Genomic DNA, 23815 nt, shown 5'->3' with positions numbered 1-23815 from the left:
GAGCTCCAAAGGCAGGCGCGGCGCATTCGCCGCACGCGCCATCCTACCGTCCCACGCTGCGCTTCATGTCTGAGCGATCCGCTGGTCGTGCGCGGGCGCTGCCGCTGCGGCACGCTCTTGCTCGGGTCCCATCACATGCGCCGCGAACCCGGCCTGGCCCTGGGCGACCTGCGGCCGCAGCGTCAGCTCCGGGATCGCATAGTCGCCGCCGTTCTGCTTGCGGAACGCGATCGGCGCGGCGCTCCACAGCGTGTCCAGGCGTTGGCCGAGCGTGTCGCGGATCTGTGCGAACCGGTCCGCATCCATGCGGCTGCTGCGATAGACCACGAATGGCGGCAGCACGTCGAAACCCGGGTAATGCAGGATGCCGTGCTGGATCGGGAACAGCAGATCGTCGATCGGGCCGTTGATGCCGCGCGGCGCGTAGTGCGATTCCCAGCCGCCGGTGGTGACGATCAGCATCGCGCGCTTGCCGGCCAGCGTGCCCTCGCCGTAGCGGTCGCCCCAGCGCAGGTCGGAATGTTCGCCGACGCCGTAGGCGAAGCCATACGCATAGACGCGGTCCACCCAGCCTTTCAGGATCGCCGGCATCGAGAACCACCACAGCGGGAACTGCAGCAGCACGGCGTCGGCCCAGCGCAGCTTGTCCTGCTCGGCGGCGATGTCGGCGCTCTGGCGGCCGTTGGCGAAGGCGCGTTGGGAGTCCAGCGACGGATCGAAGCGGTCGCCGGACGCGCCGTCCAGGCTGTCCTGCGCGTCGAGCGTCGGCTTCCACTGCATCGCATATAGGTCCGATACCTGCGCATGGTGCCCGGCGGCCTGCAGGCGTTGCACGGCGAAGTCCTTGAGCGCGCCGTTGAGCGATGTGGGTTCGGGATGGGCATAGACCAGCAACACGTTCATGGGCGACCTCGGCAATGGGATGCAGCCAAGGTAGGTCGTAGCCAGCTATAGTTGAAATGAATTACAGGAATTCCAGCTATAACCATGCTTAATTTCGGACGCCTGGACCTGAACCTGCTGCTGACCCTGGACGCGCTGCTCGCCGAGCACAACGTGACCCGCGCCGCCGAGCGCCTGCATCTGTCGCAACCCTCGGTCAGCGTGCATCTGGCCAAGCTGCGCGAGGCGCTGGACGATCCGCTGCTGCTGCCCGGGCCGCGCGGCATGCGCCCGACCGCACGCGCCGAGGCTTTGCGCGCGCCGCTGCGGCAGGCGCTGGAGGCGCTGCAGCGCGCGGTGGCGGCGGATGCGCCGTTCGACCCCGCGCAGGCTAGCAATAGCTGGCGCGTGGCCGCGACCGACTATGGCGAATCGACCATCCTGCTGCCGGCGCTGGCCGCGCTGCGCAGCGAGGCGCCGGGCACGCGATTGGCGGTGCTGGAAATGGCGCCGTTGCAGATCACGCGCCAGGCCGAGCAGGGCGAGATCGACCTGGCCCTGCATACCCGCGATGGCGCGCCGCCGAACCTGCGCCAACGCACGCTGTTCGCCGAAGACTATGTGCTGGTCGGTCGCGCTGGACATCCGCGGCTGCAGCGGCGGCCGACGCTGGCGCAATTCTGCAAGCTCGAACATGTAATCGTGTCGCCGGACGGCGGCGGTTTCAGCGGTGTCACCGACGCGGCGCTGCACGCGCGTGGGCTGCAGCGCCGGGTGGTGCTGTCGGTGCCGCATTTCCTGTTCGTCATCGACGCGCTGCTGCGTACCGATCTGGTGGCGATGCTGCCGTCGCGGCTGGTGCGCGCGCATTCCGGGCTGAAGGTTTGCGCGCCGCCGGTCGCCGTGGCCGGTTACGAGATGGCCATGCTCTGGCACGAACGCGTGCACCGCGATCCGGCGCATCGCTGGTTGCGCGAGCGGATTGCTGCTTCGGTGTGAGGATCGACTGTTGGTGGCGTTCTTTCGGCGGTTTATGTGTTGTGGAGCTGTGCCGGGGCATCGATCGCGATGGGGTGTCTGTCGCGGCTGAAGCCGCTCCTACAAGGGCGTGCGGCTAGCTTGCGGGTGTCGCAAGAATGAGCCGGCCGCTTCTGCAACCGAATCGGGATGGGCTAGCGGCGTGTCGCCAGCACGCCGTCCAGCGCGAGTTCTGCGCGGAAGCCGGCCTTCTCCAGGCGCTTGGCCACCTCGCGCGGCACGTCGCGGCCGCTGGTCAGCTTGTTCGGGCTGCCGGTGTAGTGGAACAGTCGCCCGCCGCGGCGCAGCACCCGCGCGAGCTGGTCGTAGAACGCCTGCGAGTACAGCTCGCCGGCGATGCCGAAGCGTGGCGGGTCGTGCAGCAGCGCATCCATCGAATCGCTGGCGATGGCGAGGATGGCCTCGGCGACGTCGGCATGCGTCAGCTGTAGGCGACCCTCGCTGGCCGCCGGATCCGGCGACCACGGATTGAGCGTGCGCAGCCACAGCACGTCGGCGTTCTTCTCGAACGAGTGCAGTTGCGCCACGCCGGCCTCCAGCGCGCAGGCGGCGAAATAGCCCAGCCCACCGCAGGTGTCGAGCACCCGCTTGCCACGCGGCTCGATCAGCGCCACCTTGCGCCGCGCGTCCTCGAACGGCGACAGCTGCGCGCTCGGCAGCATCTTGATGCCGTCGATCTCGAAGGTCGGCGCGCCCCATTCGGTCGGAACCAGCTTGATCAGCGCGCCGCCGAAGCGCGACACCGGCGCGAAGTCCTCGCCATCCCAATGGTAGATCGTGCGGTCCTTGAGCTTGGGCGGATACGGATACGCCTGCCCGCGCCACTGCCAGCTTTCCGCGTCGAGCACGGCCTGGCCTTCGCTGCGCTGCAGATCCAGCGACCCGGTCCAGGTGGCGGCGCCGCCATCGCGTGCGGCAAGCAGCGCGTCGGCGAGCGGGCGGGTCAGCAGGGGGCCGGAGGAATGGGTCACGTCGAGGGAGGCGATGCCAGCGCGCGCTGCGCGAGGCCGGGTCGTCGGTACGGGGGAGGGCATCGTAACCGAGGCCCGCGGCGAAGTCCTGCGCCGGCGCGGCCGTGGCGTGCCAGGCATGCGGCGTCGGAATGCGTCGCACAGTACTCGTCGGCAACGACGGCGCAATCCGCAGCGGCACGTGGCTCGCGCGCGTGCTAGTTGCGGCGAACCGTCATGGTGGCCGTGGCGATGGCGACGCATAATGGCGCCGTCCTCCCCCCCAATGGCCGACGCCGCGCGCGGCGCCAGCTGCCAGGATCCGCGATGCTCAAAGGTGTGCTGCTCGGTTTCGCCTGCTATGCCGCCTATTCGATCAGCGATGCGTTCGTGAAGGGCCTGGAGGGCACGCTGCCGGCCTACGAGGTGGTGTTCTTCGGCGCGTTGCTGATGCTCGCCGCGCTGCCGTTCCTGAAGAAGCGCGGCGACCGCTGGCGCGAGGTGGTGGTGGCGCAGCGTCCCAGCATCTGGCTGCTGCGCGCGTTCACCGGCGCGGTCGGCAATCTGTCGGCGGTCACCGCGTTCACCCTGTTGCCGATGGCCGAGGCGTTCGCGCTGATCTTCCTGATGCCGATCTTCGTCACCGTGCTGTCGGTGCTGCTGCTCAAGGAGGAAGTGCGCTGGCGGCGCTGGCTGGCGGTGATCGTCGGGTTCGTCGGCGTGCTGATCGTGTTGCGGCCCGGCTTCCGGCATCTGAGCCAGGGCCATGTCGCGGCCATCGTCTGCGGCCTGGTCGGAGCGGTGTCGGTGATCAGCCTGCGCATGGCCGGGCCGGGCGAGAAGCGCCTGACCCTGTACGGCGCCGGCGTGCTCGGCCCGTTGCTGATGGGCGCGCTGCTGATGCTGCCGACCTTCGTGTGGCCGACCTGGCAGCAATGGGTGCTGCTGGCCGGCTATGGCCTGCTCGCCGGCCTGGCGGCGATCTTCCTGATGTATGCGTCGCGGCTGGCGCCGGTCAGCGCGGTGGCGCCGACCCAGTACAGCCAGATGCTGTGGGCGATCGGCTTCGGCTACTTGCTGTTCCACGATCACCTTGACTGGCCGATGCTGGTCGGCATCGCGCTGATCCTGGGCGCCGGCCTGTTCACCCTGGTGCGCGAGGAAAAAGTCACGCAGTGGTGGCGGCGCACCAAGATCGTGTGAGCCGCCGGCGCCGCGCGCGGTCCGCGCTGGCGCTCGCTCCGCTGCGGCGCTGCGCCGCACCGCCTCAGTGCGCAGACCGCACGCGATCAGCAAATCCCCGATGGTGCGCCGTGCGCGCCGTGCCGATGCTGGCCTCTCACGGACGAGGCACGGCATGGGCGCGCGGCGCCGGTTCTTTTCTTCCATCGAATCTGGAGATTTTCATGATCAACGAATTGGCGGGCGAGGCGATCGGCTTCGTCCAGGGGCCTTCGGGCCGCGTGGTGGCAGGCGTGGTGGCGGGCAACGGCCAGATCCGCAACGGCAGCGGCTTCTCGGTGGCGCGGACCGGCACCGGACACTATCTGCTGTCGTTCCAGCCGGCGTTCGAGACCCTGGGCGGCGCCGCCATCACCCAGATCTACGGCGGCGACGGCGACACCCGCGACAACGCGGTCATCATCCGCATCGACGCACGGCAGGTGCTGATCAAGACCGGCGACGGCAACGGCGCGCAATCCGATCGCGACTTCAGTTTCGTGGCGCTGGGCCAGGGCGCCAAGCCGGTGTGATCGCGATACCGCGGCCGGGCGCTGCGCGGTGCATGGCAGCGTGCGGCCGCGGTTGCCGCCGTGCGGTGGCATGCAATGCGCCGCTACTGGCGGACGCTGGCCGGGTCCACTATGTTGTCCGATTGCCCCCTGCCGATGGCCGCGCCCATGTCCGACCCGTCCGCCCAGCCCGACCATCTGCAGCGCAGCCTGTCCAACCGCCACCTGCAATTGATCGCGATCGGCGGCGCCATCGGCACCGGCCTGTTCATGGGCTCGGGCAAGACCATCAGCCTGGCCGGTCCGTCGATCCTGTTCGTGTACCTGATCATCGGCGCGATGCTGTTCTTCGTGATGCGCGCGATGGGCGAACTGCTGCTGTCGAACCTGGAATACAAGTCGTTCATCGACTTCTCCACCGATCTGCTCGGTCCGTGGGCCGGGTTCTTCTGCGGCTGGACCTACTGGTTCTGCTGGATCATCACCGCCATCGCCGACGTGATCGCGATCGCCGCCTATGCGCAGTTCTGGTTCCCCGGCCTGGCGCCGTGGATCCCGGCGATGCTGTGCGTGCTGTTGCTGCTGAGCCTGAACCTGGTGACGGTGAAGCTGTTCGGCGAAATGGAATTCTGGTTCGCGCTTATCAAGATCGTCGCCATCTGCGCATTGATCCTTACCGGCGCCGGGCTGGTGGCCTGGGGCTTCCAGTCGCCGTCCGGGCACGTGGCGTCGCTGGCCAATCTGTGGAACGACGGCGGCATGTTCCCGATGGGCATCGGCGGTTTCTTCGCCGGCTTCCAGATCGCGGTGTTCGCCTTCGTCGGCATCGAACTGGTCGGCACCACCGCCGCCGAGACCGCCGACCCGCAGCGCAACCTGCCCAAGGCGATCAATTCGATTCCGGTGCGGATCCTGGTGTTCTACGTGCTGGCGCTGATCGCGATCATGGCGGTGACGCCGTGGCGCGAGGTGGTGCCGGGCAAGAGCCCGTTCGTGGAGCTGTTCGTGCTGGCCGGGGTGCCGGCCGCGGCCAGCCTGATCAACTTCGTGGTGCTGACCTCGGCCACCTCCTCGGCCAACAGCGGCATCTTCTCCACCAGCCGCATGCTGTACGGCCTGGCCGAGGAGCGGCATGCGCCGCGCGGCTTCGCCCGGCTGTCGCGCGCGGCGGTGCCGGCGCGCGGGCTGCTGTTCTCCTGCGCGTGCCTGCTCGGCGGCACGCTGCTGGTGTACCTGATCCCGAACCTGGTCACCGCCTTCACCCTGGTCACCACCTTGGCCGCGGTGTTGTTCATGTTCGTCTGGTCGCTGATCCTGTGCGCGTATATCGCCTACCGGCGCAAGCGCCCGCAGCTGCATGCGGCCTCGGCGTTCAAGATGCCCGGCGGCGTGCTCATGTGCTACGTGTGCCTGGCGTTCTTTGCCTTCGTGCTGGCGTTGCTGACCCTGCAGGACGACACCCGGCAGGCGTTGCTGGCCAGCCCGGCCTGGTTCCTGCTGCTGGGTATCGGCTATGCGTTGAAGCGTCGCGGTGGCGCGCGCGCCTGAGCGCGGCCGCATGGCGAGGGCGGGCCATAGCGCGGCGATGGCGCTGTTCGGCGCAGTGTCGCGGCGTGGGCGGCCGCGGCGCGTGCCTGCGCCGTTGACGTTCGCTTCAGCCGCGGCGGAGGATGCTCGCGCCCTCCCGCCATCAAGCCGATCCCGATGATCACGATCCACCGCATTGCCGGAACGCCCGCGCAACCGTTCTGCTGGGTGGACCTGTGCCAGCCCAGCGCCGAGGAACTGGCCGAGGCCGACCGGCAGGTGGGGTTCGCCCTGCCCACGCGGGCGGCGATCGGCGAGATCGAGTTCAGCAGCCGGGTGCGCACCGAGGGCGACGTGCTGTTCCTCAACGTGCCGCGTTTCCAGGACGACGACGGCCCGACCGCGCCGCTGGGCTTCGCGCTGTCGCCGCGGATGCTTGTGACCCAGCGCGAGCAGCGCATGGGTTCGTTGCAGGCGGTGGCTGCGCAACTGGAGAAGAACCCGTGCCGGAGCAGCGACGATCTGCTGCTGCGCCTGCTCGATCAGGTGGTCGGCCGCCTGGCGGACCGGCTGGAAGCGCTGGAAGCGGAGATCACCGAGACCACCCGCATGGCCTTCGACGAACCGCACAAGTCGCGCGACCTGGAGCGGATGTTGAATGCGGTTGGCGGCATGGGGCGGCGGCTCGGCGGCATGCACAACGCCGGGCAGGGCCTGCTGCGCCTGGCCACCTATTTGGACGGTGCCGCGCCGGACTGGTTCGGCGCCGATGCGGCCAAGCGCATCGTCCTGCTGCACAAGGACCTGGTCACCCTGAGCGAGTTCGAGCAGCACCTGGACGACCGCGTCGAGTTCCTGCTCGACAGCGTGCTGGGCATGATCAACATGGACCAGAACAACGTGATGAAGGTGATGGCGGTGGCGTCGGTGGTGGGCATTCCGCCGACGGTGCTGGTCGGCATCTGGGGCATGAACTTCGCGCACATGCCCGAACTCAAGTGGCACGACGCCTATTACTGGGCGTTGGGCGTGATCGCGCTGAGCGTGGTGCTGCCGCTGGCGTGGTTCCGTCGCCGCGGCTGGGTGTGAGCGCGGCCGCGGGTGCAGGCGCTCACGCTTGCTAGGCGGCGAGGCTGTCCGCTTCGGCTTCCGCCTCGCTGTCGCCGCGCTCTTCGCCGCTGACGTGCTGCACCGGCGCGATGTCCCAGGACACCGTGTCCGGATCGATCAGCGCGTGGATCGCGGCGCCGCGCAGTTCGCGCATCAGCCGCCGCGCCGAGGCGGTGCCGTGCGCCACGCTGTCCCACAGCAGCATGTCGACCACGGTGCCGTCGCGGCGCCGCGCGATGCGCCGCGAGCGGAAGCCGGGCTGGCGTTGCAGCCAGGCATCGACCTCGGCGTTGGCGCGCAGGAAGGTGCGCCAGGTGCAGTCCTGCAGGCGGAAGGTGGTGATTTCCAGGGCTTCGCTATGCGCTTGCATCGGCTCAGCCCTGCGCTTTGCGCGGCGCGGCGCAGTGAAGGGAACGGGTGCGGGTGCGGCAGGGCGCGGCGGCGGCGATCGGCGCGCAGGTGGGGGAGGAGGGGAGCAGGACGGGCATGGGAGCACTCCGGTAGACGCGACGGGGGATCCGGCCTGCACAGAATGCGAGCGTGGCGCGGCGCCGCGTTATCGCGATCCCGCGGAATTCTTGTCCGATCCTGCAAACCGTGCCGCGGCGGCGAACGCGCCGTCGCAGCATCAGGCAAGCTGTATGTCCCTGGATTGCCCGCCACCGCGCCGACGCCGATGACCGCGCTTGCCGACCGCTATCAAGAAATCGCCGCCCTCATTGCCCGATTGGCCGTCCCCGACGGCGACGGCGATACCGCCATTGACGGCCTGTACTGTTCGTACCGCACCGCGCCCTCGCCAAAGACGCACACCGCGCAGTGGCCGTGCTTCGCCCTGGTGGTGCAGGGCGAGAAGTGCCTGAGCTTGGGCGCCGAGGAATACCACTACGCGGCCGGCACCTATCTGCTGGTGGCGCTGGACCTGCCGGTGGTCTCGCGCATCACCCAGGCCAGCCCGGAGCAGCCATTGCTGGGCTTGGCCATGGCGATCCGCCCGGACAGGCTGCGCGACCTGCTCGAACGCATTCCGTTGCCGGCGCAGGCCAGCGCCGATTGCGTGCGCGGCGTGTCGGTCAACACCGCCAGCGCAGCGCTGCTGGATGCGACGCTGCGCATGCTGCGGCTGCTCGAACAGCCGGACGACATCGCCGCCATGGCGCCGCTGATCGAGCAGGAAATCCTGTATCGCCTGCTGACCGGTCCGTGCGGCCCGAACCTGCTGCGCATCGCGCAGGAGGACAGCCCCAGCAACCGCATCGCCAAGGCGATCGCGTGGCTGCGCCAGCATTACGCCGAGCCGATACGGATCGAAGACCTGGCGCGGCAGGTGAACATGAGCGCCTCGTCGCTGCACCACCATTTCAACGCGGTGACCGCGATGACCCCGCTGCAATACCAGAAGCAGCTGCGCCTGCGCGAGGCGCGGCGGCTGATGGTGGTGGAGCGGATGGACGTGGGTTCGGCCGGCTATCGCGTCGGCTATCAGAGCCCGTCGCAGTTCAGCCGCGAATACAGCCGCCTGTATGGCCGCTCGCCACGCAACGACCTGGCCGAACAGCTCGGCCTGGGTGGCTGACCGCGCCGGCCTGGTCTATCGTGCCCGGCCCGAGTGCAGGCCGAGGCCGCTGCGATGGACGGTTCCGACGAGACCGCAAGCAAGTTCCTGAGCTGGGTGTTGCGACACCAGCCGCAGGCGATCGGGCTGCAGCTCGATGCGCAGGGCTGGGCCTCGATCGACGAGCTGCTGCGGTTGGCGCAGCCCACCCATCCGTTGACCCATGCGCAACTGCAGCGGGTGGTGGCGCACAGCGACAAGCAGCGTTTCGCGATCAGCGCCGATGGCCTGCGCATCCGCGCCAATCAGGGGCATTCGCTGCCGGTGGACCTGGGCCTGACATCCGCGGAGCCACCGCCGCAGCTGTACCACGGCACGGCGACCCGGTTCGTGGACGCGATCCGCCACGACGGGTTGCTGCCGGGCCAGCGCCAGCACGTGCACCTGTCCGTGTCGCCCGACACGGCGTTGCAGGTCGGCCAGCGCTACGGGCAGGCCGTGGTGCTGACGGTGCGCGCGCAGGCCATGGCCGAGGCCGGGCATGCGTTCTATCGCGCCGACAACGGCGTCTGGCTGACCGCGCAGGTGCCAGTGCCGTTCATCGAGTTCGCAGGTGCGGCCGCTTAGGAGGCCGCCAGACACGCGCGCGAGCGCTTCCCTGTGCCGCGCGCTTTGTCCTAAGGTGCCTGACCATTCGTTGCGCGGGCAGGGCATGAGAAAGACCGGAGTGTGGTTGCTGTTGCTGGCGCTGGTATCGCTCGCGTCGTTGGCGTGGTGGCGAAGCGAACATCCGCACAGCGCGGCGCGCACCTCCAGCGCGCCGGCGCCGACACCACTGGGTTGGCTGGCGCAGCTGCAGTGGGTAGCCGGCGACGGCGTGCGCGGCCTGGCCGATGGCGCCGCCGGGCGCGCACGCTTCGCCGATCCCTACGGCATCGTGGTCGATGCGCACGGCGTGCTGTACGTGGCCGATGCCGGCGACAACAACCGCATTCGCCGCATCGCCCGCGACGGTGTGGTGTCCACCATCGCCGGCAGCGCTGAAGGCTTCGTGGACGGCCCTGCCGGCACGGCGCGCTTCGCGACGCCCTCGGGCATCGCCGTGGACGCGGCGGGCACGCTGTACATCGCCGATACCGGCAACCATGCGATCCGCAAGCTCACCGCACAGGGTGTGGTGAGCACCTTGGCCGGCGACGGCACCGCCGGTTTCCGCGATGGCCCGGCCGCGCAGGCGCGTTTCAACGGCCCGATGGGCGTGGCGGTGGATGCGCAGGGGCGCGTCTACGTCGCCGATACCTACAACGACCGCATCCGCGTGATCGAGCGCGATGGCCAGGTGCGCACGCTCGCCGGCGGCGAACGTCCGGGCTATGCCGATGGCATGGGCGCCGAGGCGTGCTTCGATACGCCGACCGACCTGAAGGTGGACCGCGCCGGCGTGCTGTGGATCGCCGACCTGCGCAACAACGCGATCCGCCAGCTGCTGCCGGACGGGCGAGTGATCACCCTGGCCGGCGCCAGCGAGGCCTCGCCGCTATCGCGGCCGCTGAGCCTGGGCCTGACCTTCGATGGTCACGGCTACGTCGGCAGCGACGACGGCCGCGTGCTGCAGGTCACCTCGACCGGGCACGTGCTGGTGCTGTCCGGCGAGCGCAGCGACACCAGCCTGGCGCGTCCGGCCGGCGTGACCGTGGCCGCGGACGGCGCGGTCTACGTCACCGATGCGGGCAGCGCGCGGGTGCACCGGCTGCTGCCGACCACGCCGCAGGCCGCTGCCGCCGCCGCGCCCGCGGTGATCGGACCCGCCGCCGCACAGCCGCTGCCGGCCACCCACGGCCGTTGGCCGCTGCGCCCGCAGGACGGCTGGCACGAGGTGGTCGGCACGCTCGGCGAGGTGCGCGGCAACTACCAGGGTGAGAGCCGCGACCATCTGCATGCGGGCCTGGATATCCGCGGCGATGTCGGGCAGACGGTCTACGCCATCGCCGATGCCAAGGTCGCCAGCGCCAGCGCGACCTGGGCGCTGGGCAAGCTCGGCGAAGGCATGGCGCTGGACCAGCTCGGCTACATCCACATGCGCGTGGGCCGCACCGCGCAGGGCACGCCGCTGGATCCGCAGCGCTTCCACCTGCTCGCCGACGACAGCGGCGCGCCGGAACGGGTGCGCGTGCTGCGCGGCACCCGCTTCGCCGCCGGCGACGCGCTGGGCACGATCAACGCGATGGCGCACGTGCACCTGAGCGTTGGCGCCAACGGCTTCGAACGCAATGCGGTGCTGCTCGGCTTCCGCGACTACGCCGATCACTACCCGCCGCAGATCCAGCGCATCGAACTGTTCGACGGCACCGGCCAGGCATTGCCGGCGACGCAAGGACGGGTGCGGGTGGCGCGCGGCAACGGCGGCGTGCAGATCGTGGTGGAGGCCTGGGACCAGGTGGATCGCAACCTGCCGCGCCGGCGCCTCGGTCTGTATGCGCTGGGCTACGAAGTGCTCGATGCGCAAGGCCGGCCGCTGCCCGGTGCCGAGCCGCCGCAGCCGAGCATCCAGTTCGACCGCATGCCCGCCGATGCCGACGCAGTGAAGGTGGCCTACGCCGCCGACAGCGGCATTACCGTGCACGGCAGTGCCACGACCCGCTTCCGCTACGTGGTGACCAACACCGTGCGCGACGGCCACATCGGCGAAGGACGATGGCAGCCGGACGCGCTGCCCGCCGGCGACTACCTGATCCGCATCACCGCAAGCGACTACAGCGGCAACCAGGCCATCGCCAATCGCGATCTGCGGGTGACGCTGGAATAGGCGCACGGGAACATGGCGAGATGCGCGCGCACGACGGCAGCTGAGCCGACTGCGAAGACGAGCCTGGAGCCGATGCGCTTATCGGCTTGCAGGCATCAACCCCTTGTAGGAGCGACTTCAGGCGCGACGGGCATTACCGATAAACCCCGTCGCGACTGAAGTCACTTCCACAACACTGCGAATGGCAAGTGGTCTGGCACAGCTATCGCTTGCGGAGGACACCAGTTGCGCCTCCGCAGAACACGCCGACTTACTGCAACTGCTTGAGCCGTTCGACGATTTCTTCGGCGTGGCGGCCGACCAGGCCTTCGGAAGTGCCCCAGGCGCTGGTATTGGTCGACTCGACATCGAAACGCGCGGCGGTCTTGCCATCTGCGCCAGCGACCTCGACCTTGCTCTTGATCTTGTCGCGCCCGGCCATGATGCCGGCCCAGAAACGCGCGCCGTTGCTGCGCATGTAGTAGTGGTCGATGGTGATCGTCATCTTGCGCGCGTCGGCGCTGCCTTCGGCACCGCGCAGATGCGCCTCGCCCAACTTTTCGTCGAGCTGGCGTTGGAACATGCCCAGGCTTTCGGCGTCGGTGTCTTCGTTGCCTTTGATCTGGTACCAGTAGGTCTCCGGTGCCGCGGCCTTGTAGCTCTGTCGCACGACGCTATTGGTCGAGCAGCCGGCCACCAGCATGACGCCCGCCAACGCGAGCGCGCTCCATAGGTTCTTCATGATGTCCCCTTGTTGATGTCCTTTTCCGCCGGGGCGATCGCCGCCGGCACTGGCAGCATAGCGCCTTACCGATGGCATCGCCGCGGGGGGCGGGTACTGCGCAATGCGGCTGCGGGCGACACGCGGCAAGCTAGTCCGCCGCATCCCCCAACCACGGCGCCTGCGCCTTGCGGTACTCGCCGCTGGCCTTGCTCAGGTGCAGCCACTGGTCCACGTAGGCCTTCCAGGCCATGTCGTCGCGCGGCAGCAGGAACGCTTTTTCGCTGTACTGCAGCGGCTGTTGCGGATTCACCGCGCATAGCCCGGGCACGCGGCGCTGCTGGAAGCGCGCTTCGGAGGCGTCGGTGATCATCACGTCGGCGCGGCCTTCGAGCAGTTCGCGGAAGATCGCGGTGTTGTCGTCGGACAGGGTCAGCCGCGCCTGCGGCAGTTCGCGGCGGGCGAAGGCTTCGTTGGTGCCGCCGCGCGGTTCGATCACCCGCACCTCGGCGCGATCGATCTGCGCGATGTCGCGATAGCGTGCCTGGTCGGCGCAGCGCAGCAGCGGGATCTTGCCGTCCACGTCGAGCACGGCGCTGAACCAGGCATGGCGCTGCCGCGGCAGCGACACCGAGATGCCGCCGACGGCGATGTCGCAGCGATCGGCGAGCAGGTCCGGCAGCAGCGTCGCCCAGCGCGTGGGCACCCAGGTCACCGGCACCTCCAGGCTGGCCGCCAGCGACTGCGCCAGGGCGATGTCGATGCCTTCGTAGCCACCGTCCGCGCGCAGCAGGCTGTAGGGCAGGTAATCGCCGGTGGTGCACACGCGCAGTGTGCCGCGCTGCGCGATGCTGTCCAGGTGCGACGGCGCGGCCATGGCCGGCAGTGCGGCGGCGGCGCTCAGCAGGCAGGCGCCCAGCCATCGGATCATTGGGTGTTGCATGGCAGATGCGTTTCCACGACAGGCGTTCTCCAAAAAACAGGGGCAGCGGTGCGCGCTGGCTGTACGCCGGCTGTCGGCGCAGCAGCGCCGGCCACCTTAGCCGGTTTCCTCGCGATAGGGCGCAGCGTCAAGCGTGGCAGGGGTTTTGCACCTGCAGTCCGGCGGCGCGTGGCTGTGGATGACCGTGTTGGACGCCGACCGACACGTTGCGGCACAGGAACTCACGGCACCATAGCGGAGTCCGGAGACAATCCTCCGGTGGACGCATACCTCGCTATGGAATCTCGATCGTCGTGACGTCTGCGCCTGCGGAAGACCGGCTGCTGCGCCTGGGCGCGGCCGCCACCACCCTGCTGATCCTGCTGTTGCTGGGCCGCCTGCTGTTGATCGCGCCGGCAGCGGCGCCGCCGCGCGCCGATGACGCGATGCGGCTGGTGTTCGTGCCGCGCTCGGTCCCGGTCGCCGCACCGCCGCCGCAAGCGCAGGCCGCCCCGTCCGCGCCGCATGCCGCGGCACGGCGCGCGCCGGCCGCCGCGCGCGCGGCGCAAGCGCCGCTGCCGCCACCGACCCGCAGCGCCGCCCCCGTGGCCACCCAGGCCGCGCCGATGAGCGCCACGCTGTACACCCGCGACGGCAGCGCGCGGCTGCCGGACGGCGTGGCGGTGGATCCGTTCGCCGAGGCGCAGGGCACGCCGCCGGGCACCACCAACCCGCGCGACCTGGCCAAGGCCAAGCGCCTGCTCGAGCGCCCGAACCCGATCGACTACCGGCGCACCCGCTTCGACAAGGACTGGGCCACCAGCGGCACCCTGGGCGACGTGGCGATGCAGGGCATCGGCGATGCGATGAAGAAGATGCTGCCCAAGAGCACCCACCAGTCGGCGGTGGCGCGGCCGCCGCCGGACGTGCGCTTCGACCCGGCGCTGCACGAGCGCCCGGGCGACCTCGGCAGCGAGGCCACCGGCGACGCCTACAAGGCCGCGCCGATCGCGCTGGAAAAGGCGCCGGGCCTGGACGGCGAAGCCAGCCGCCGCATCCGCAAGGCGATCGGCGAACTGGAGCAGCGCCGTGCGGCCTGCCCGGCGGCGCAACGCAGCCGCCTGCTGCAGCCGGTGTTGGACAATCTGGGCGACCTGCAGCGCGTGGAAAACGCCATGGCCCACGGCGCCGATCCGGTCCTGGCGCAGCAGACCCTGCCGCGCGCCGCCGACAGCGCCTACGACCTGGCGCGGCGCGCGCTGTGGTACGCCGACCAGAAACTGGCGGCGTGCGCGCCGTAGCGGTGGCGCTCTCCCGGCTGCGCGCCGTTGCAGGAGCGGCTTCAGCCGCGACAGGCGGAGTGGGTCGGCTATCCGATCTCGGAAGCAGTCGGGACTGAAGTCCCTCCCACAGTGCACCCAGCCGGCTCGCTACAAGTCTCCTGTAGGAGCGGCTTCAGCCGCGACAAACGGCGTGGGTCGTCTATCCGATTTGATAAGCAGTCGGGACTGAAGTCCCTCCCACAGTGCACCCGGCCGGCTCGCCGCAAGTCTCCTGTAGGAGCGGCTTCAGCCGCGACGAGCGGAGTTGGAGTCGCGACGAGCGGGGCCGGGACTGCAGCGGCTTGGGCAACCTGTCGCGGCTGAAGCCGCTCCTACAAGGGCGCGCGTCAAAACGAGCAGGCTGGCCGGTCCTCACCCGCGCCGACGCCCGGTGCGCGATGATGCGCGCCCGCCTTCGCCGGTTCTGTCTGCCGCCCCATGTCCTGGTCCCGAACGCTGCTGAGCCTGCTGCTGTGCTGCGGCGTCGTCGCCGCGGCGCAGGCGCGCACGGTGTACCGCTGCGTGCGCGACGGCACGGTCAGCCTGGCGACCGCGCCGGAGCCGGGGTCGCGCTGCACCGCCAAGGAACTGGACGATGCCGCGATCGCCACGCCCAACCTGTGGGGCAGCATGGGCGTGTTCAGCGGCACCCTGTACGAGCGCGAGCAGGACGGGCGCCTGGTGTATTCCACGCGCAACCTGCCGGGGTCGCGCCCGTACCTGCGCTTCACCGCGGTCACTCCGCCGGGCGAGGCGGCGCATCCGGGATTGGGCAAGGTCGGCGCGCCGCAGTTGAACATGCACGCCAAGCAGTTCCGCGCCGCGGCGCGCGCCACCGGCGTGGACGACCCGTGGCTGCGCGCGATCGCGCATGCCGAAAGCGGCTTCGATGCGGCAGCGGTGTCGCCGAAGGGCGCGCAGGGCGTGATGCAGCTGATGCCCGAGGTGGCCAAGGAATACGGCGTGGCCGATCCGTTCGCCGCCGACCAGTCGATCGCCGGCGGCGCGCGCTACATGCAGTCGCTGCTGCGCCGCTACCAGGGCGACCGCACGCTCGCCGCGGCCGCCTACAACGCCGGCATCGGCACCGTGGCGCGCTACCGTGGCGTGCCGCCCTACGCGGAAACCCGCGACTACATCGACAAGGTGATGGCGCTGTACCAGCGCTACCGCGAGGCGATGGGGATCAAGACGGAGACGCCGGCGCAGTAGTGCGCGTTGCGATCGGGCGCTTGCCGGTCGCGTGGTCGCGCGCGTCGCTGCCGACGCACGCAGGATCGAACCTGGGATCCGCACGCATGCCGCCGCGGTGCGTCCGCGCAGCGTGCGGCAGCGCATGGGCATGGGGCGCACCGACCCGGCGGCCATTGCGCGGCATCCGGCCATTCCATTGGCAAGCCGCTGGCCGTGTGTGCCAGGACTCGGCGCCTGGCCTGCAGCGCCACTGCTTCGTACGGCTGCACGACCACCCAACCCTCGCCAGCGAAACGCAGTTGGATGCTCTCACCGGAGCCGCAGCCAAGCAGCGTGCCCAGGCTGACGCCGGCGCCGGTCTCCGGCGCCCGGCCTCAGCTCTTTGCCTGCAGCGCCACTTCCTCGTACGGCTGCACCATCATCCAACCCTCGCCAGCGAAACGCAGTTGGATGCTCTCACCGGAGCCGCAGCCAAGCAGCGCGTCCAGGCGACGCCGGCGCCGGTCTCCGGCGTCCGACCTCAGCTCTTGGCCTGCAGCGCCACTTCCTCGTACGGCTGCACCACCACCCAGCCCTCGCCGGCGAAGCGCAGCTGGATGCTCTCGCCGGAGCCGCGCCCGAGCAGCGTGCCCAGGCTGACGTCGGCGACGATCTCCGGGGTCAGCCCGCCGGACCAGGCCACGGTGGCGTTGGGGTCGGTGAACACCGGGCCGCTCTGCGCATTGACCGGCAGCGTCAGCGGTTCGTAGTGCGAGGTGATGGCGACGATGCCGTGGCCGCTCAGGCGCACGTTGAACAGGCCGCCGGAGAGCATGCCGGCGACTCTGCGCATCATGGTGATCTGGCTGTCGATGCCGGCCTCGATGGCCAGTACGTCGTTGCCGTTGACGAAGATCGACTCGCCGGCCAGGCGCAGCAGGGTGATCTTCTTGCCGGCGTCGGCCAGGTAGACGCGGCCCTGGCCCTCGATCTTCATCAGCTGCATGCCTTCGCCGCTGACCGCCTTCTTCAACAGGTTGCCCAGGCCCTGTTCCAGCAGGCCCTGGCGGGTGAACTTGACCGCGCCCTTGCGCGCGACCATGGCCCCGGCCTTGGCCCAGACCAGGCCGTCCAGGCGCACTTCCAGCAGGTGCGGGCTTTCCAGTTCGAACGCGTCGGCGGAAGCATCCTTCTCGCGCGAGGCCGACAGGAATTCGGCCAGGGTACGTACGCTCATCTTCGATCCTTGGTATGGGCAAGGATCGCAGCATACCCGCCGGCCGCCGACTCAGGGCGTGGCCGGCTCCGGTTGCCGCGCCTGCTGCGCGGCCGGCGCCACCGCCGCGGAGGGCGCCGATTTGGCGTACAGGTCCAGCAACAGCAGGGTCACGCCGTTGGTCCAGCCGAAGCCGTCCTGCAGCGCGTATTCGCCGCCGCCGCCGCCCTGGGCCTTGGCGTCGACGCCGTACTTCTCCACCAGCTTGTGCTGCTGCGCGAACAGCGCCTGCACCCGCGCCAGGAAGCGGCTGCCGATGCGCTGCGCCAGCGCGTCCTGGCCGTAGCGGCGCAGGCCGTCGACCGCGATCCACTGCAGCGGCGCCCAGCCGTTGGGCTCGTCCCATTGCTGGCCGGTATGCAGGCGGGTGGTGGCCAGGCCGCCGGGACGCAGCAACTGCGCCTGCACGGTGTCGGCGCTGCGCTTGGCGCGCGCCGGCGAGGCGATGCCGACGAACAGCGGATACAGCGCCGCGGCGGTGACCTGGTCGCGCAGCCGGCGCTGTTGCCAGTCGTAGTCGGCGTAGTAGCCGGCGTCGCTCCACAGGTGCTTGTCCATCGCGATCTTGCGCGCGCTGGCCAGGGCCGCATAGTCGGTGTCGCAGCCGGCCGCGCCCGGGTTCTTGGCGCAGGCCAGGGCCAGGGTGGTTTCGAGGTGGTAGAGCAGGCTGTTGAGATCGACCGGGACGATGGCGGTGGTGCGGATCGTGGCCAGGGTCTTGCGGTCGCCGAGCCAGCGGCTGGAATAGTCCCAGCCGCTCTCGGCGCCGGCGCGCAGGTCGCGGTAGACCTCGGCGGCGGGGCGGTCCTTGGCCTCGGCGGCGGTGCGCACGTCGTGCAGCCAGGCTTCCGGGCGCGGCGTATCGCGCGCGTCCCAGTAGCGGTTGAGCAGGCTGCCGTCGGCCAGCCGCACCACGTGCGCCTGCGCGCTGCCGGGCGCCAGCGCCTGCGCGCCCTGCATCCAGTACGCGTATTCCTTCTGCAGCTGCGGCAGGTAGCGCGCATAGGCCGCGTCGCCTTCCACCTTGGCCTGCAGCTGCACCATGTGCGAGAAGAACGGCGGCTGCGAGCGGCTCAGGTAGTAGCTGCGGTTGCCGTTGGGGATGTGCCCGTAGGTGTCGATCAGGTAGGCGAAGTTGTCCAGCATCTGCCGGCTGCGTTCGCGCTCGCCGCTCTCGACCAGGCCGAGCATGGTGAAGTACGAATCCCAGTAGTAGACCTCGCGGAAGCGCCCGCCCGGCACCACGTAGGGCTGCGGCAGCGACAGCAGGCTGCTGTGCGCCGGCACGTCCACCTGGCGCCGCACCAGCAGCGGCCACAGCGCGTCGATGTGCTCGCGCAGGCCGGTGTCCTGGCGGATCGCCTCGGTCTGCACCGGGCCGGATTCCTCGAAATTGGCGGCGACGAAGCGGCGCAGGTCGAAGCCCGGCTGCTGGCGCTGGGCCAGGTAATCGGCGTTGATCAGGGCCGGGTCGCGCAGCGGCAGCGCATCGACGAAGTGCTTCTGGTCGTCGAACAGTTCCTGCCGCTGCACGGCCTGGAACAGTTCGGGGTAGGCCAGATCCGGAGTCAGCGGTGCCGGCGCGGGCGCGGTCTGCATCGCGGTCGGCGCGGGCTGCGCCGAGGCGGTGTCGTAGTTGCCCAGCAGCAGGCCCAGCGACAGGCTCAGCAGCGGCGTGCAACAGGGAGGAGCGGCATGGCTCATCTCGGGTCCAGAGCAGGATGCGTGCGGCATGGTAAACGACCGAAGGAGGGGGCGGGTGACTGGCGGCTGTGGCGGCCGCGTGCCGACGAAACCCGGAAGCGCGGAGCGGTCCGGCCGGGGCGCGACGCCATCGGCCGATCTGGCGATATCGGCCATGCGCCGGTGGGCTTGAATCGGAGCGGATTGCGGAGGCATGCCGGAAGCGATGCAAGAGCGGGGCCAATCGGGTGCTGCCGCCCGTCGGGCTTGGCGCCGCGGCTGCTGGCGGGACGGCGGAGTGTGCTGATGTCGGCTGCTGGCATGCGCCTGCCGAGCTGGTGCACGAAAGCGGAGCGCCTTGCATCGGCGGCAGTGTCGTGCCGACACACGATTTGTCGCGGCTGAAGCCGCTCCTACAGGGGCGGCGAATGAGTGTCTAGTTCCAAGGGGCTCTCGTCGCGCAAACGGCGCGCCGAGGCGGTCAGCCGGCTGCGGCGGCGCCGAGCGTGCGCAGCTGCGCCTGCAGCGTGGCGGCGTTGTCGAGCGCGTGGCCGAGCGCGGTGTTGTCGAAGATCACCCAGGCTTCGTCCGTGTGTGGAGTGGCGGCGACGACGCGTTCGGCCAGGCCGCGCAGCGTGTCGTCGGCGTAGTCGCTGTAGTAGATGCGCGGTGTGCCGTGCCATCGCCAATAGGCCGGCGTCGCGGTGCCGGCGGGCTGCGCGGCGCTGGCGTTCAGCGCCGGATCGGCGGCGACGCGGGCGATGCGGTGGCGCTGCCACAGGACTTCGGCGCGTGCGCAGAACCAGCTGGCGTGGCGCGGCTCGCAGGCGATGCCGCCGTGCCAGCGGCGCCGCAGCATGGCGAAGAAGGTGGCGGCGGTGCGCGCATCGAAGGCCAGGCTCGGCGGTAGTTGCACCAGCAGGCAGCCGAGCTTTTCGCCGAGGTGGCCCACTTCATCGAGAAAGGCCTGCAACAGCGGCACCACGCCGGACAGGCGCGCGTCGTGGGTGATGCTGCGCGGCAGCTTGGCTGAGAAGCGGAACTCCGCCGGCACGCTGTCGGCCCAGCGCTGGTAGGTGCTCGCGCGGTGGGCGCGGTAGAACGTGGAGTTGATCTCGACCGCATCGAAGCGCGTGGCATAGCGCGCCAACTGGCTTGCGCCGTCGCCGACCAGCGCGCGCTGGGTGCTGGCGATCGACCAGCCGGCGCAGCCGACGCGGATGCGCGGTGCGGCGTCGGCGCGGCGGCGGGGCGAGGCGGTCGGCATCGGCGGTGGCAGGCGAGGACAGGTGTCCGGGATAGCAAGCGCTGCGGCCAAGAGCCGTGAAGGACATTGCCGGCCATGCGCGCTTTTCTGCCCGGTTCATTCCTCTTCCGCATCCTCCTCGTCGATCAGCCCTTGGACGAACTGGAGGAAATCTGGGCAGAGCGGCCTTTCGGAGTGGGCCTGGTTCTGTTCCGGGCTGAGCTCGCTGTCGAAGGTGTCGGTGGTGAAATAGCGGACGGCTCCCGTGTCCAGATCCAGGCAAAAGAAGTTGCCGCCGCAGTCGTTCGCGAACGGCAGCAGGCGTGCGGGCAGAACCTGTTTCTGCAGCATCAACCGGTAGCTGGACAGCAGCGTGTAGTCGCCATGCGCGATCGGTTTGAAAGTGGCGACCTCGATCGGCTCGTAATCATCTTCGCCGACCCAATACGCTCGCTCAGGCATACCGCCGTTGTACTTGAGGTAATGCTCCCTGAAGGGAGTCGGCAGCTTTCTGCCAATCACCGATTCCAGGTGATCCAGGTCCGTTGGGGTGATGGCCGCTTCGCCATCCGAGAATGTGTTCTCAAGCATTGCGATCTTTGATCGGCAGCCGCGTCCAGGAGGCGAGTCTACTTCTAGGAGGATGCTCGATCAGCCGGCTTTCCCGGAAACCACAAGGACCGGCTCGTGGCCGTCGTCCCGACCTTGCACTGCTTGCATGTCGAGCAACCGATGCGTGCAGCACGCAACGATGGCGGCTGCAGGCAACGCGCTTGTGCGCGTGCCTCTAACGCGAGACTGGGGATCGGGCAGCGTGTGCACCACTGCGCGCGCGTCGCGAGGCAAAGACGTTCCGGCGTCGCGGGCGATCCGCTCGCACGCCGCCTTGCAACGCATGGCCGGGATCTCCCGGCCATGCGCGTGTCGCCTTACTGCTTGGCGGCGGCCTTGGCCTTCGCCTTGACCGGCTGGCCGTCGCTGTCCAGCACCTGCACCTCGCCCAGCTTCAGCGCGCGTACCGGCGCCTCGATCTGCTTGAGATCGCCGACGATGACCCAGGTCATCGCCTGCGGCGCGACGATTTCCTTGATCGCCGCTTCCGCCGCGTTCTGGTCGATACCTTCCAGGCGTGTCTTCAGGGTCTGCACGTAGTCGTCCGGACGCCCGTACTGGACGATGCTCTCGACCGCGCCCAGCACCGCGCCGGTGGTCTCGAAGCTGCCCGGCAGGGCGCGGATGCGCTGGTTCTTGATCTTGGCGATCTCGTCGGCGGTCAGCGGCTTGTCGCCGACCACGGCCTTGGCTTCCTTCAGGATCTCGGCGGCCGACTCGGCGGTCTTGTCGGTCTGCACCGGGGCGAAGAACAGGAACGGGCGCTGGCCCTGCGCATCCAGCATGAAGCTGTTGGCGCCGTAGGCCCAGCGCTTGTCCTCGCGCAGGTTCATGTTCAGCCGCGAGGTGAAGGTGCCGCCGAAGGCGCCGTTGGCCACGCCGATGGCGAGGTTGTTCGGCGCCTTGGTCGACGGCGCCAGCAGGCCGGCCAGGATCAGCGACTGCGGCGCGTCGGCGCGGTTGATCAGGAACACGCGCGGCTTGGGTTGCGCGGCGACCTGCGACAGGGTCTTGCTCGGGCGCGTGGCCGCCGGCGGCTGCCAGTCGCCGAACGCCGCGTCCAGCTGCGGGATGATCTGCGCCAGGGTGGTGTCGCCGGCAACCAGGATGCGCAGGTTGTCCGGGCGCAGCCAGCCGTTCTGGAACGCGGTCAGGTCGCTCGCGCTCAGGCTCTTGATCGCCTTCTCGGTGCCGCTGCCGGTGAGCGGCACGCCGTAGGGATGCTGCGGGCCGTACAGCAGCGGCGGCAGGGTGCGCAGCGCCAGGCCCTGCGGCTGGGTCTTCTCCTGCGCGATGGAGGCCAGCCACTGGCCGCGCACGCGCTCGATGTCCTCGGCCTTGAACGCCGGGTTGCGCACGATGTCGGCGAACAACGCCAGCGACGGCGCCAGCTGGTCGTTGAGCGCATCGAGCGAGGCGGCGCAGCTGTCCAGCTCGCACGCCACGCTGGTGATCGCGCCCAGGCGCTGGCGGCGCTGCGCCACTTCCACCGAATCCAGGCTGCGGGTGCTCTCGTTCATCAGCGCCGCGGTGAAGTTGGCGGTGCCGAGCTTGCCGCCCTTGTCGGCCGCGTAGCCGGCGTCGAACAGCAGTTCGACCTGGGTCACCGGGATGGTGTGGCGCTCGGCCAGCACCACCTCGATGCCGTTCTTGAGCTTGCCGCGCTGCAGCTGCGGGAAGCTCAGGCTCGGGAACTGGCTGGTCTCCGGGATGCCGGCGGCGCGATCGACCTGGTTCTTGCCGACGCTGTAGCTGGCCTTGGCCGGCAGCGCGGGTGCGGGCTTGCCGTCGGCCGCGGGCAGTGGCTTGACCGCCTTGTCCTCGGCCACCGGGTCGAAGCCGTCGCCGGCCGGCAGCACGGTCAGCAGGTAGTCGCCCTTGCCGAACCAGGTGTCGGCGGCCTTGCGCACGCTGGCCGCGGTGGCGGCCTGGACGCGCTGCAGGTCGTGCTGGTAGGCGCCCGGATCCTTGCGGTAGACCTGGCCCTCGGCCAGGATCGCGGCCTTGCCGGTGAAGCCGCCGACCTTCTCCAGGCCGCGCACGAAGCCGGCGCGGTAGTTGACCTGCGCGCGCTGCAGTTCGTCGGCGCTCGGGCCTTCGGCGAGGAACTTCTTCAGTTCGTCGGCGATGGCGGCCTCGACCTTGGCCGGGTCCACGCCGTCCTTCACGTCGGCGCTGATCTGCAGCTGGCTGGCCAGCGCGAACGGCTGGATGCTGGCCGAGACGTCGTCCACCAGGTTGTCGCGATACACCAGGCGCTGGTACAGGCGGCTGGTCTTGCCGCCGCCGAGCACGGTGGTGGCCAGGTCCAGCTGCACGGCGTCGTCGCTGCCCAGCTGCGGCGCCACCCAGGTGCGGTAGATGCGCGGCTGCGCGACATGGTCGTGCTGCACGCCACGGGTCTGCTTGGCCAGCGGGGTGATCCACGGCTGCTGGCGCGGCACCGGCTTGCCGGCGGGGATGTCGCCGAAGTACTGCTCGGCCTTGGCCTTCGCCTGGGCCACGGTGATGTCGCCGGCCAGCACCAGGGTGGTGTTGGCGGCGCCGTAGTTGTCGTGGAACCACTGCTTGACGTCGTCCAGCGAGGCCGCGTCGAGGTCGGCCATCGAGCCGATGGTGTCGTGCTGGTACGGGTGGTTGGCCGGGAAGATGTTGGCCAGGATGTTCTCGTCCACGCGCCCGTACGGGCGGTTCTCGCCCTGGCGCTTCTCGTTCTGCACCACACCGCGCTGCGTATCCAGTTCCTTCTGCCCGATCGCGCCGAGCAGGTGGCCCATGCGGTCCGATTCCATCCACAGCGCCATGTCCAGCGCGGTGGTCGGCACGGTCTCGAAGTAGTTGGTGCGGTCGAACCAGGTGGTGCCGTTCATGTCGGTGGCGCCGACCTTTTCGAACGGCTGGAAATAGGTGCCCTTGTTGTTCTCCGAGCCGGAGAACATCAGGTGCTCGAACAGGTGGGCGAAGCCGGTCTTGCCTGCCGGCTCGTCGCCGGAGCCGATGTGGTACCAGATGCTCACCGCCACCACCGGCGCCTTGTGGTCTTCGTGCACCACCACGGTCAGGCCGTTGGGCAGGGTGAAGCGGGTGTAGGCGATCTCCGGCACGGTGGCCTTGGCCGCCAGCGCCGGCGGCGCGGCGCTGGCCGGTGCGATGGCGGCGCCGACGCCAAGGGTGAGGATGCTGGAAATCAACAACGACAGGGGTCGAAGCATGGGCCGGGCCTGATCAGGAGAATCGGCCAGCATAGTGGCCACGTGCCGGACCCGGAACGTGACTTATG

The 23815-nt window shown here is 69.7% G+C and carries 20 protein-coding genes and 1 pseudogene; 10 read left to right on the top strand and 11 right to left on the bottom strand.

Annotated features, from left to right (window positions below; translation table 11 throughout):
- Window positions 1-63: 63 nt before the first annotated feature.
- A complete protein-coding gene (locus HEP73_RS19475; RefSeq protein WP_185821203.1) occupies window positions 64-903 on the bottom strand; it encodes an NAD(P)H-dependent oxidoreductase in 840 nt (279 codons plus the stop codon).
- Window positions 904-987: 84 nt separating this feature from the next.
- Between HEP73_RS19475 and HEP73_RS19470 the strand changes: the two genes are divergently transcribed.
- Window positions 988-1881, top strand: coding sequence for a LysR family transcriptional regulator (locus HEP73_RS19470; protein WP_185821202.1), 894 nt, complete (start codon window positions 988-990; stop codon window positions 1879-1881).
- 173 nt (window positions 1882-2054) lie between these two features.
- Here the strand turns inward: HEP73_RS19470 and HEP73_RS19465 are convergent, their stop codons facing one another.
- On the bottom strand, window positions 2055-2891 hold the full coding sequence (locus HEP73_RS19465) for a class I SAM-dependent methyltransferase (protein ID WP_185821201.1): 837 nt from the start codon (window positions 2889-2891) through the stop codon (window positions 2055-2057).
- A 306-nt stretch (window positions 2892-3197) separates the two neighbouring features.
- On the opposite strand from HEP73_RS19465, the gene HEP73_RS19460 reads away from it, so the two are divergent.
- The 4 genes from HEP73_RS19460 to HEP73_RS19445 all read left to right on the top strand — a co-directional run bounded on the left by HEP73_RS19460 (window position 3198) and on the right by HEP73_RS19445 (window position 7219).
- The gene (locus tag HEP73_RS19460; protein WP_185821200.1) at window positions 3198-4073 is read left to right on the top strand and encodes a DMT family transporter; all 876 of its coding nucleotides are present in this window, start codon (window positions 3198-3200) and stop codon (window positions 4071-4073) included.
- A gap of 203 nt (window positions 4074-4276) precedes the next feature.
- Window positions 4277-4624, top strand: coding sequence for a hypothetical protein (locus tag HEP73_RS19455; RefSeq protein WP_185814145.1), 348 nt, complete (start codon window positions 4277-4279; stop codon window positions 4622-4624).
- 147 nt (window positions 4625-4771) lie between these two features.
- Complete coding sequence (cycA, locus tag HEP73_RS19450; protein WP_185821199.1) at window positions 4772-6151, top strand: D-serine/D-alanine/glycine transporter; 1380 nt, start codon at window positions 4772-4774, stop codon at window positions 6149-6151.
- Window positions 6152-6307: 156 nt separating this feature from the next.
- On the top strand, window positions 6308-7219 hold the full coding sequence (locus tag HEP73_RS19445) for a CorA family divalent cation transporter (protein ID WP_185821198.1): 912 nt from the start codon (window positions 6308-6310) through the stop codon (window positions 7217-7219).
- A 31-nt stretch (window positions 7220-7250) separates the two neighbouring features.
- Here HEP73_RS19445 and HEP73_RS19440 read toward each other — a convergent pair whose 3' ends face one another.
- On the bottom strand, window positions 7251-7610 hold the full coding sequence (locus HEP73_RS19440; protein WP_185821197.1) for a hypothetical protein: 360 nt from the start codon (window positions 7608-7610) through the stop codon (window positions 7251-7253).
- Window positions 7611-7916: 306 nt separating this feature from the next.
- Here HEP73_RS19440 and HEP73_RS19435 point away from each other — a divergent pair, with 306 nt between their 5' ends.
- The 3 genes from HEP73_RS19435 (at window position 7917) to HEP73_RS19425 (ending at window position 11601) form a co-directional block, all read left to right on the top strand.
- Entirely contained in the window at window positions 7917-8816 is a 900-nt protein-coding gene (locus tag HEP73_RS19435; RefSeq protein WP_185814141.1) for an AraC family transcriptional regulator, read from the top strand.
- A gap of 54 nt (window positions 8817-8870) precedes the next feature.
- A complete protein-coding gene (locus HEP73_RS19430; protein WP_185821196.1) occupies window positions 8871-9422 on the top strand; it encodes an RNA 2'-phosphotransferase in 552 nt (183 codons plus the stop codon).
- A gap of 85 nt (window positions 9423-9507) precedes the next feature.
- Entirely contained in the window at window positions 9508-11601 is a 2094-nt protein-coding gene (locus tag HEP73_RS19425; RefSeq protein WP_185821195.1) for an NHL repeat-containing protein, read from the top strand.
- A 250-nt stretch (window positions 11602-11851) separates the two neighbouring features.
- On the opposite strand, the gene HEP73_RS19420 is transcribed toward HEP73_RS19425, so the two are convergent.
- The gene (locus HEP73_RS19420) at window positions 11852-12322 is read right to left on the bottom strand and encodes a hypothetical protein (protein WP_185821194.1); all 471 of its coding nucleotides are present in this window, start codon (window positions 12320-12322) and stop codon (window positions 11852-11854) included.
- A gap of 130 nt (window positions 12323-12452) precedes the next feature.
- Window positions 12453-13232: a transporter substrate-binding domain-containing protein gene (locus tag HEP73_RS19415; RefSeq protein ID WP_185821193.1), complete on the bottom strand. Its 780-nt coding sequence runs from the start codon at window positions 13230-13232 to the stop codon at window positions 12453-12455.
- Between the two features lie 389 nt (window positions 13233-13621).
- On the opposite strand from HEP73_RS19415, the gene HEP73_RS19410 reads away from it, so the two are divergent.
- Window positions 13622-14524: a hypothetical protein gene (locus HEP73_RS19410; protein ID WP_458309696.1), complete on the top strand. Its 903-nt coding sequence runs from the start codon at window positions 13622-13624 to the stop codon at window positions 14522-14524.
- A gap of 459 nt (window positions 14525-14983) precedes the next feature.
- Entirely contained in the window at window positions 14984-15757 is a 774-nt protein-coding gene (locus HEP73_RS19405) for a lytic transglycosylase domain-containing protein (protein ID WP_185821192.1), read from the top strand.
- A gap of 215 nt (window positions 15758-15972) precedes the next feature.
- Here the strand turns inward: HEP73_RS19405 and HEP73_RS22855 are convergent.
- The 6 genes and pseudogenes from HEP73_RS22855 to HEP73_RS19380 all read right to left on the bottom strand — a co-directional run.
- A pseudogene (locus HEP73_RS22855) lies at window positions 15973-16104 on the bottom strand (AIM24 family protein); the annotation flags it as partial.
- A 155-nt stretch (window positions 16105-16259) separates the two neighbouring features.
- Window positions 16260-16955, bottom strand: coding sequence for an AIM24 family protein (locus tag HEP73_RS19400; RefSeq protein WP_185814135.1), 696 nt, complete (start codon window positions 16953-16955; stop codon window positions 16260-16262).
- A 51-nt stretch (window positions 16956-17006) separates the two neighbouring features.
- Window positions 17007-18698, bottom strand: a complete 1692-nt coding sequence (gene treA / locus HEP73_RS19395; RefSeq protein ID WP_185821191.1) for an alpha,alpha-trehalase TreA — start codon at window positions 18696-18698, stop codon at window positions 17007-17009.
- 460 nt (window positions 18699-19158) lie between these two features.
- Window positions 19159-19944 (bottom strand): DUF72 domain-containing protein, encoded by a 786-nt coding sequence (locus HEP73_RS19390; RefSeq protein WP_185821190.1) that lies wholly within the window; start codon window positions 19942-19944, stop codon window positions 19159-19161.
- A 96-nt stretch (window positions 19945-20040) separates the two neighbouring features.
- A complete protein-coding gene (locus tag HEP73_RS19385) occupies window positions 20041-20514 on the bottom strand; it encodes an SMI1/KNR4 family protein (RefSeq protein ID WP_185821189.1) in 474 nt (157 codons plus the stop codon).
- A 338-nt stretch (window positions 20515-20852) separates the two neighbouring features.
- The gene (locus HEP73_RS19380; RefSeq protein WP_185821188.1) at window positions 20853-23747 is read right to left on the bottom strand and encodes a M16 family metallopeptidase; all 2895 of its coding nucleotides are present in this window, start codon (window positions 23745-23747) and stop codon (window positions 20853-20855) included.
- Window positions 23748-23815: the final 68 nt, after the last annotated feature.

It is taken from the genome of Xanthomonas sp. GW, from assembly GCF_014236815.1.
In the GTDB taxonomy this organism is placed as follows: domain Bacteria; phylum Pseudomonadota; class Gammaproteobacteria; order Xanthomonadales; family Xanthomonadaceae; genus Xanthomonas_A.
The sequence above is the reverse complement of the archived record's forward strand: the minus strand, read 5'-3'. Positions and strand labels throughout refer to the sequence as shown.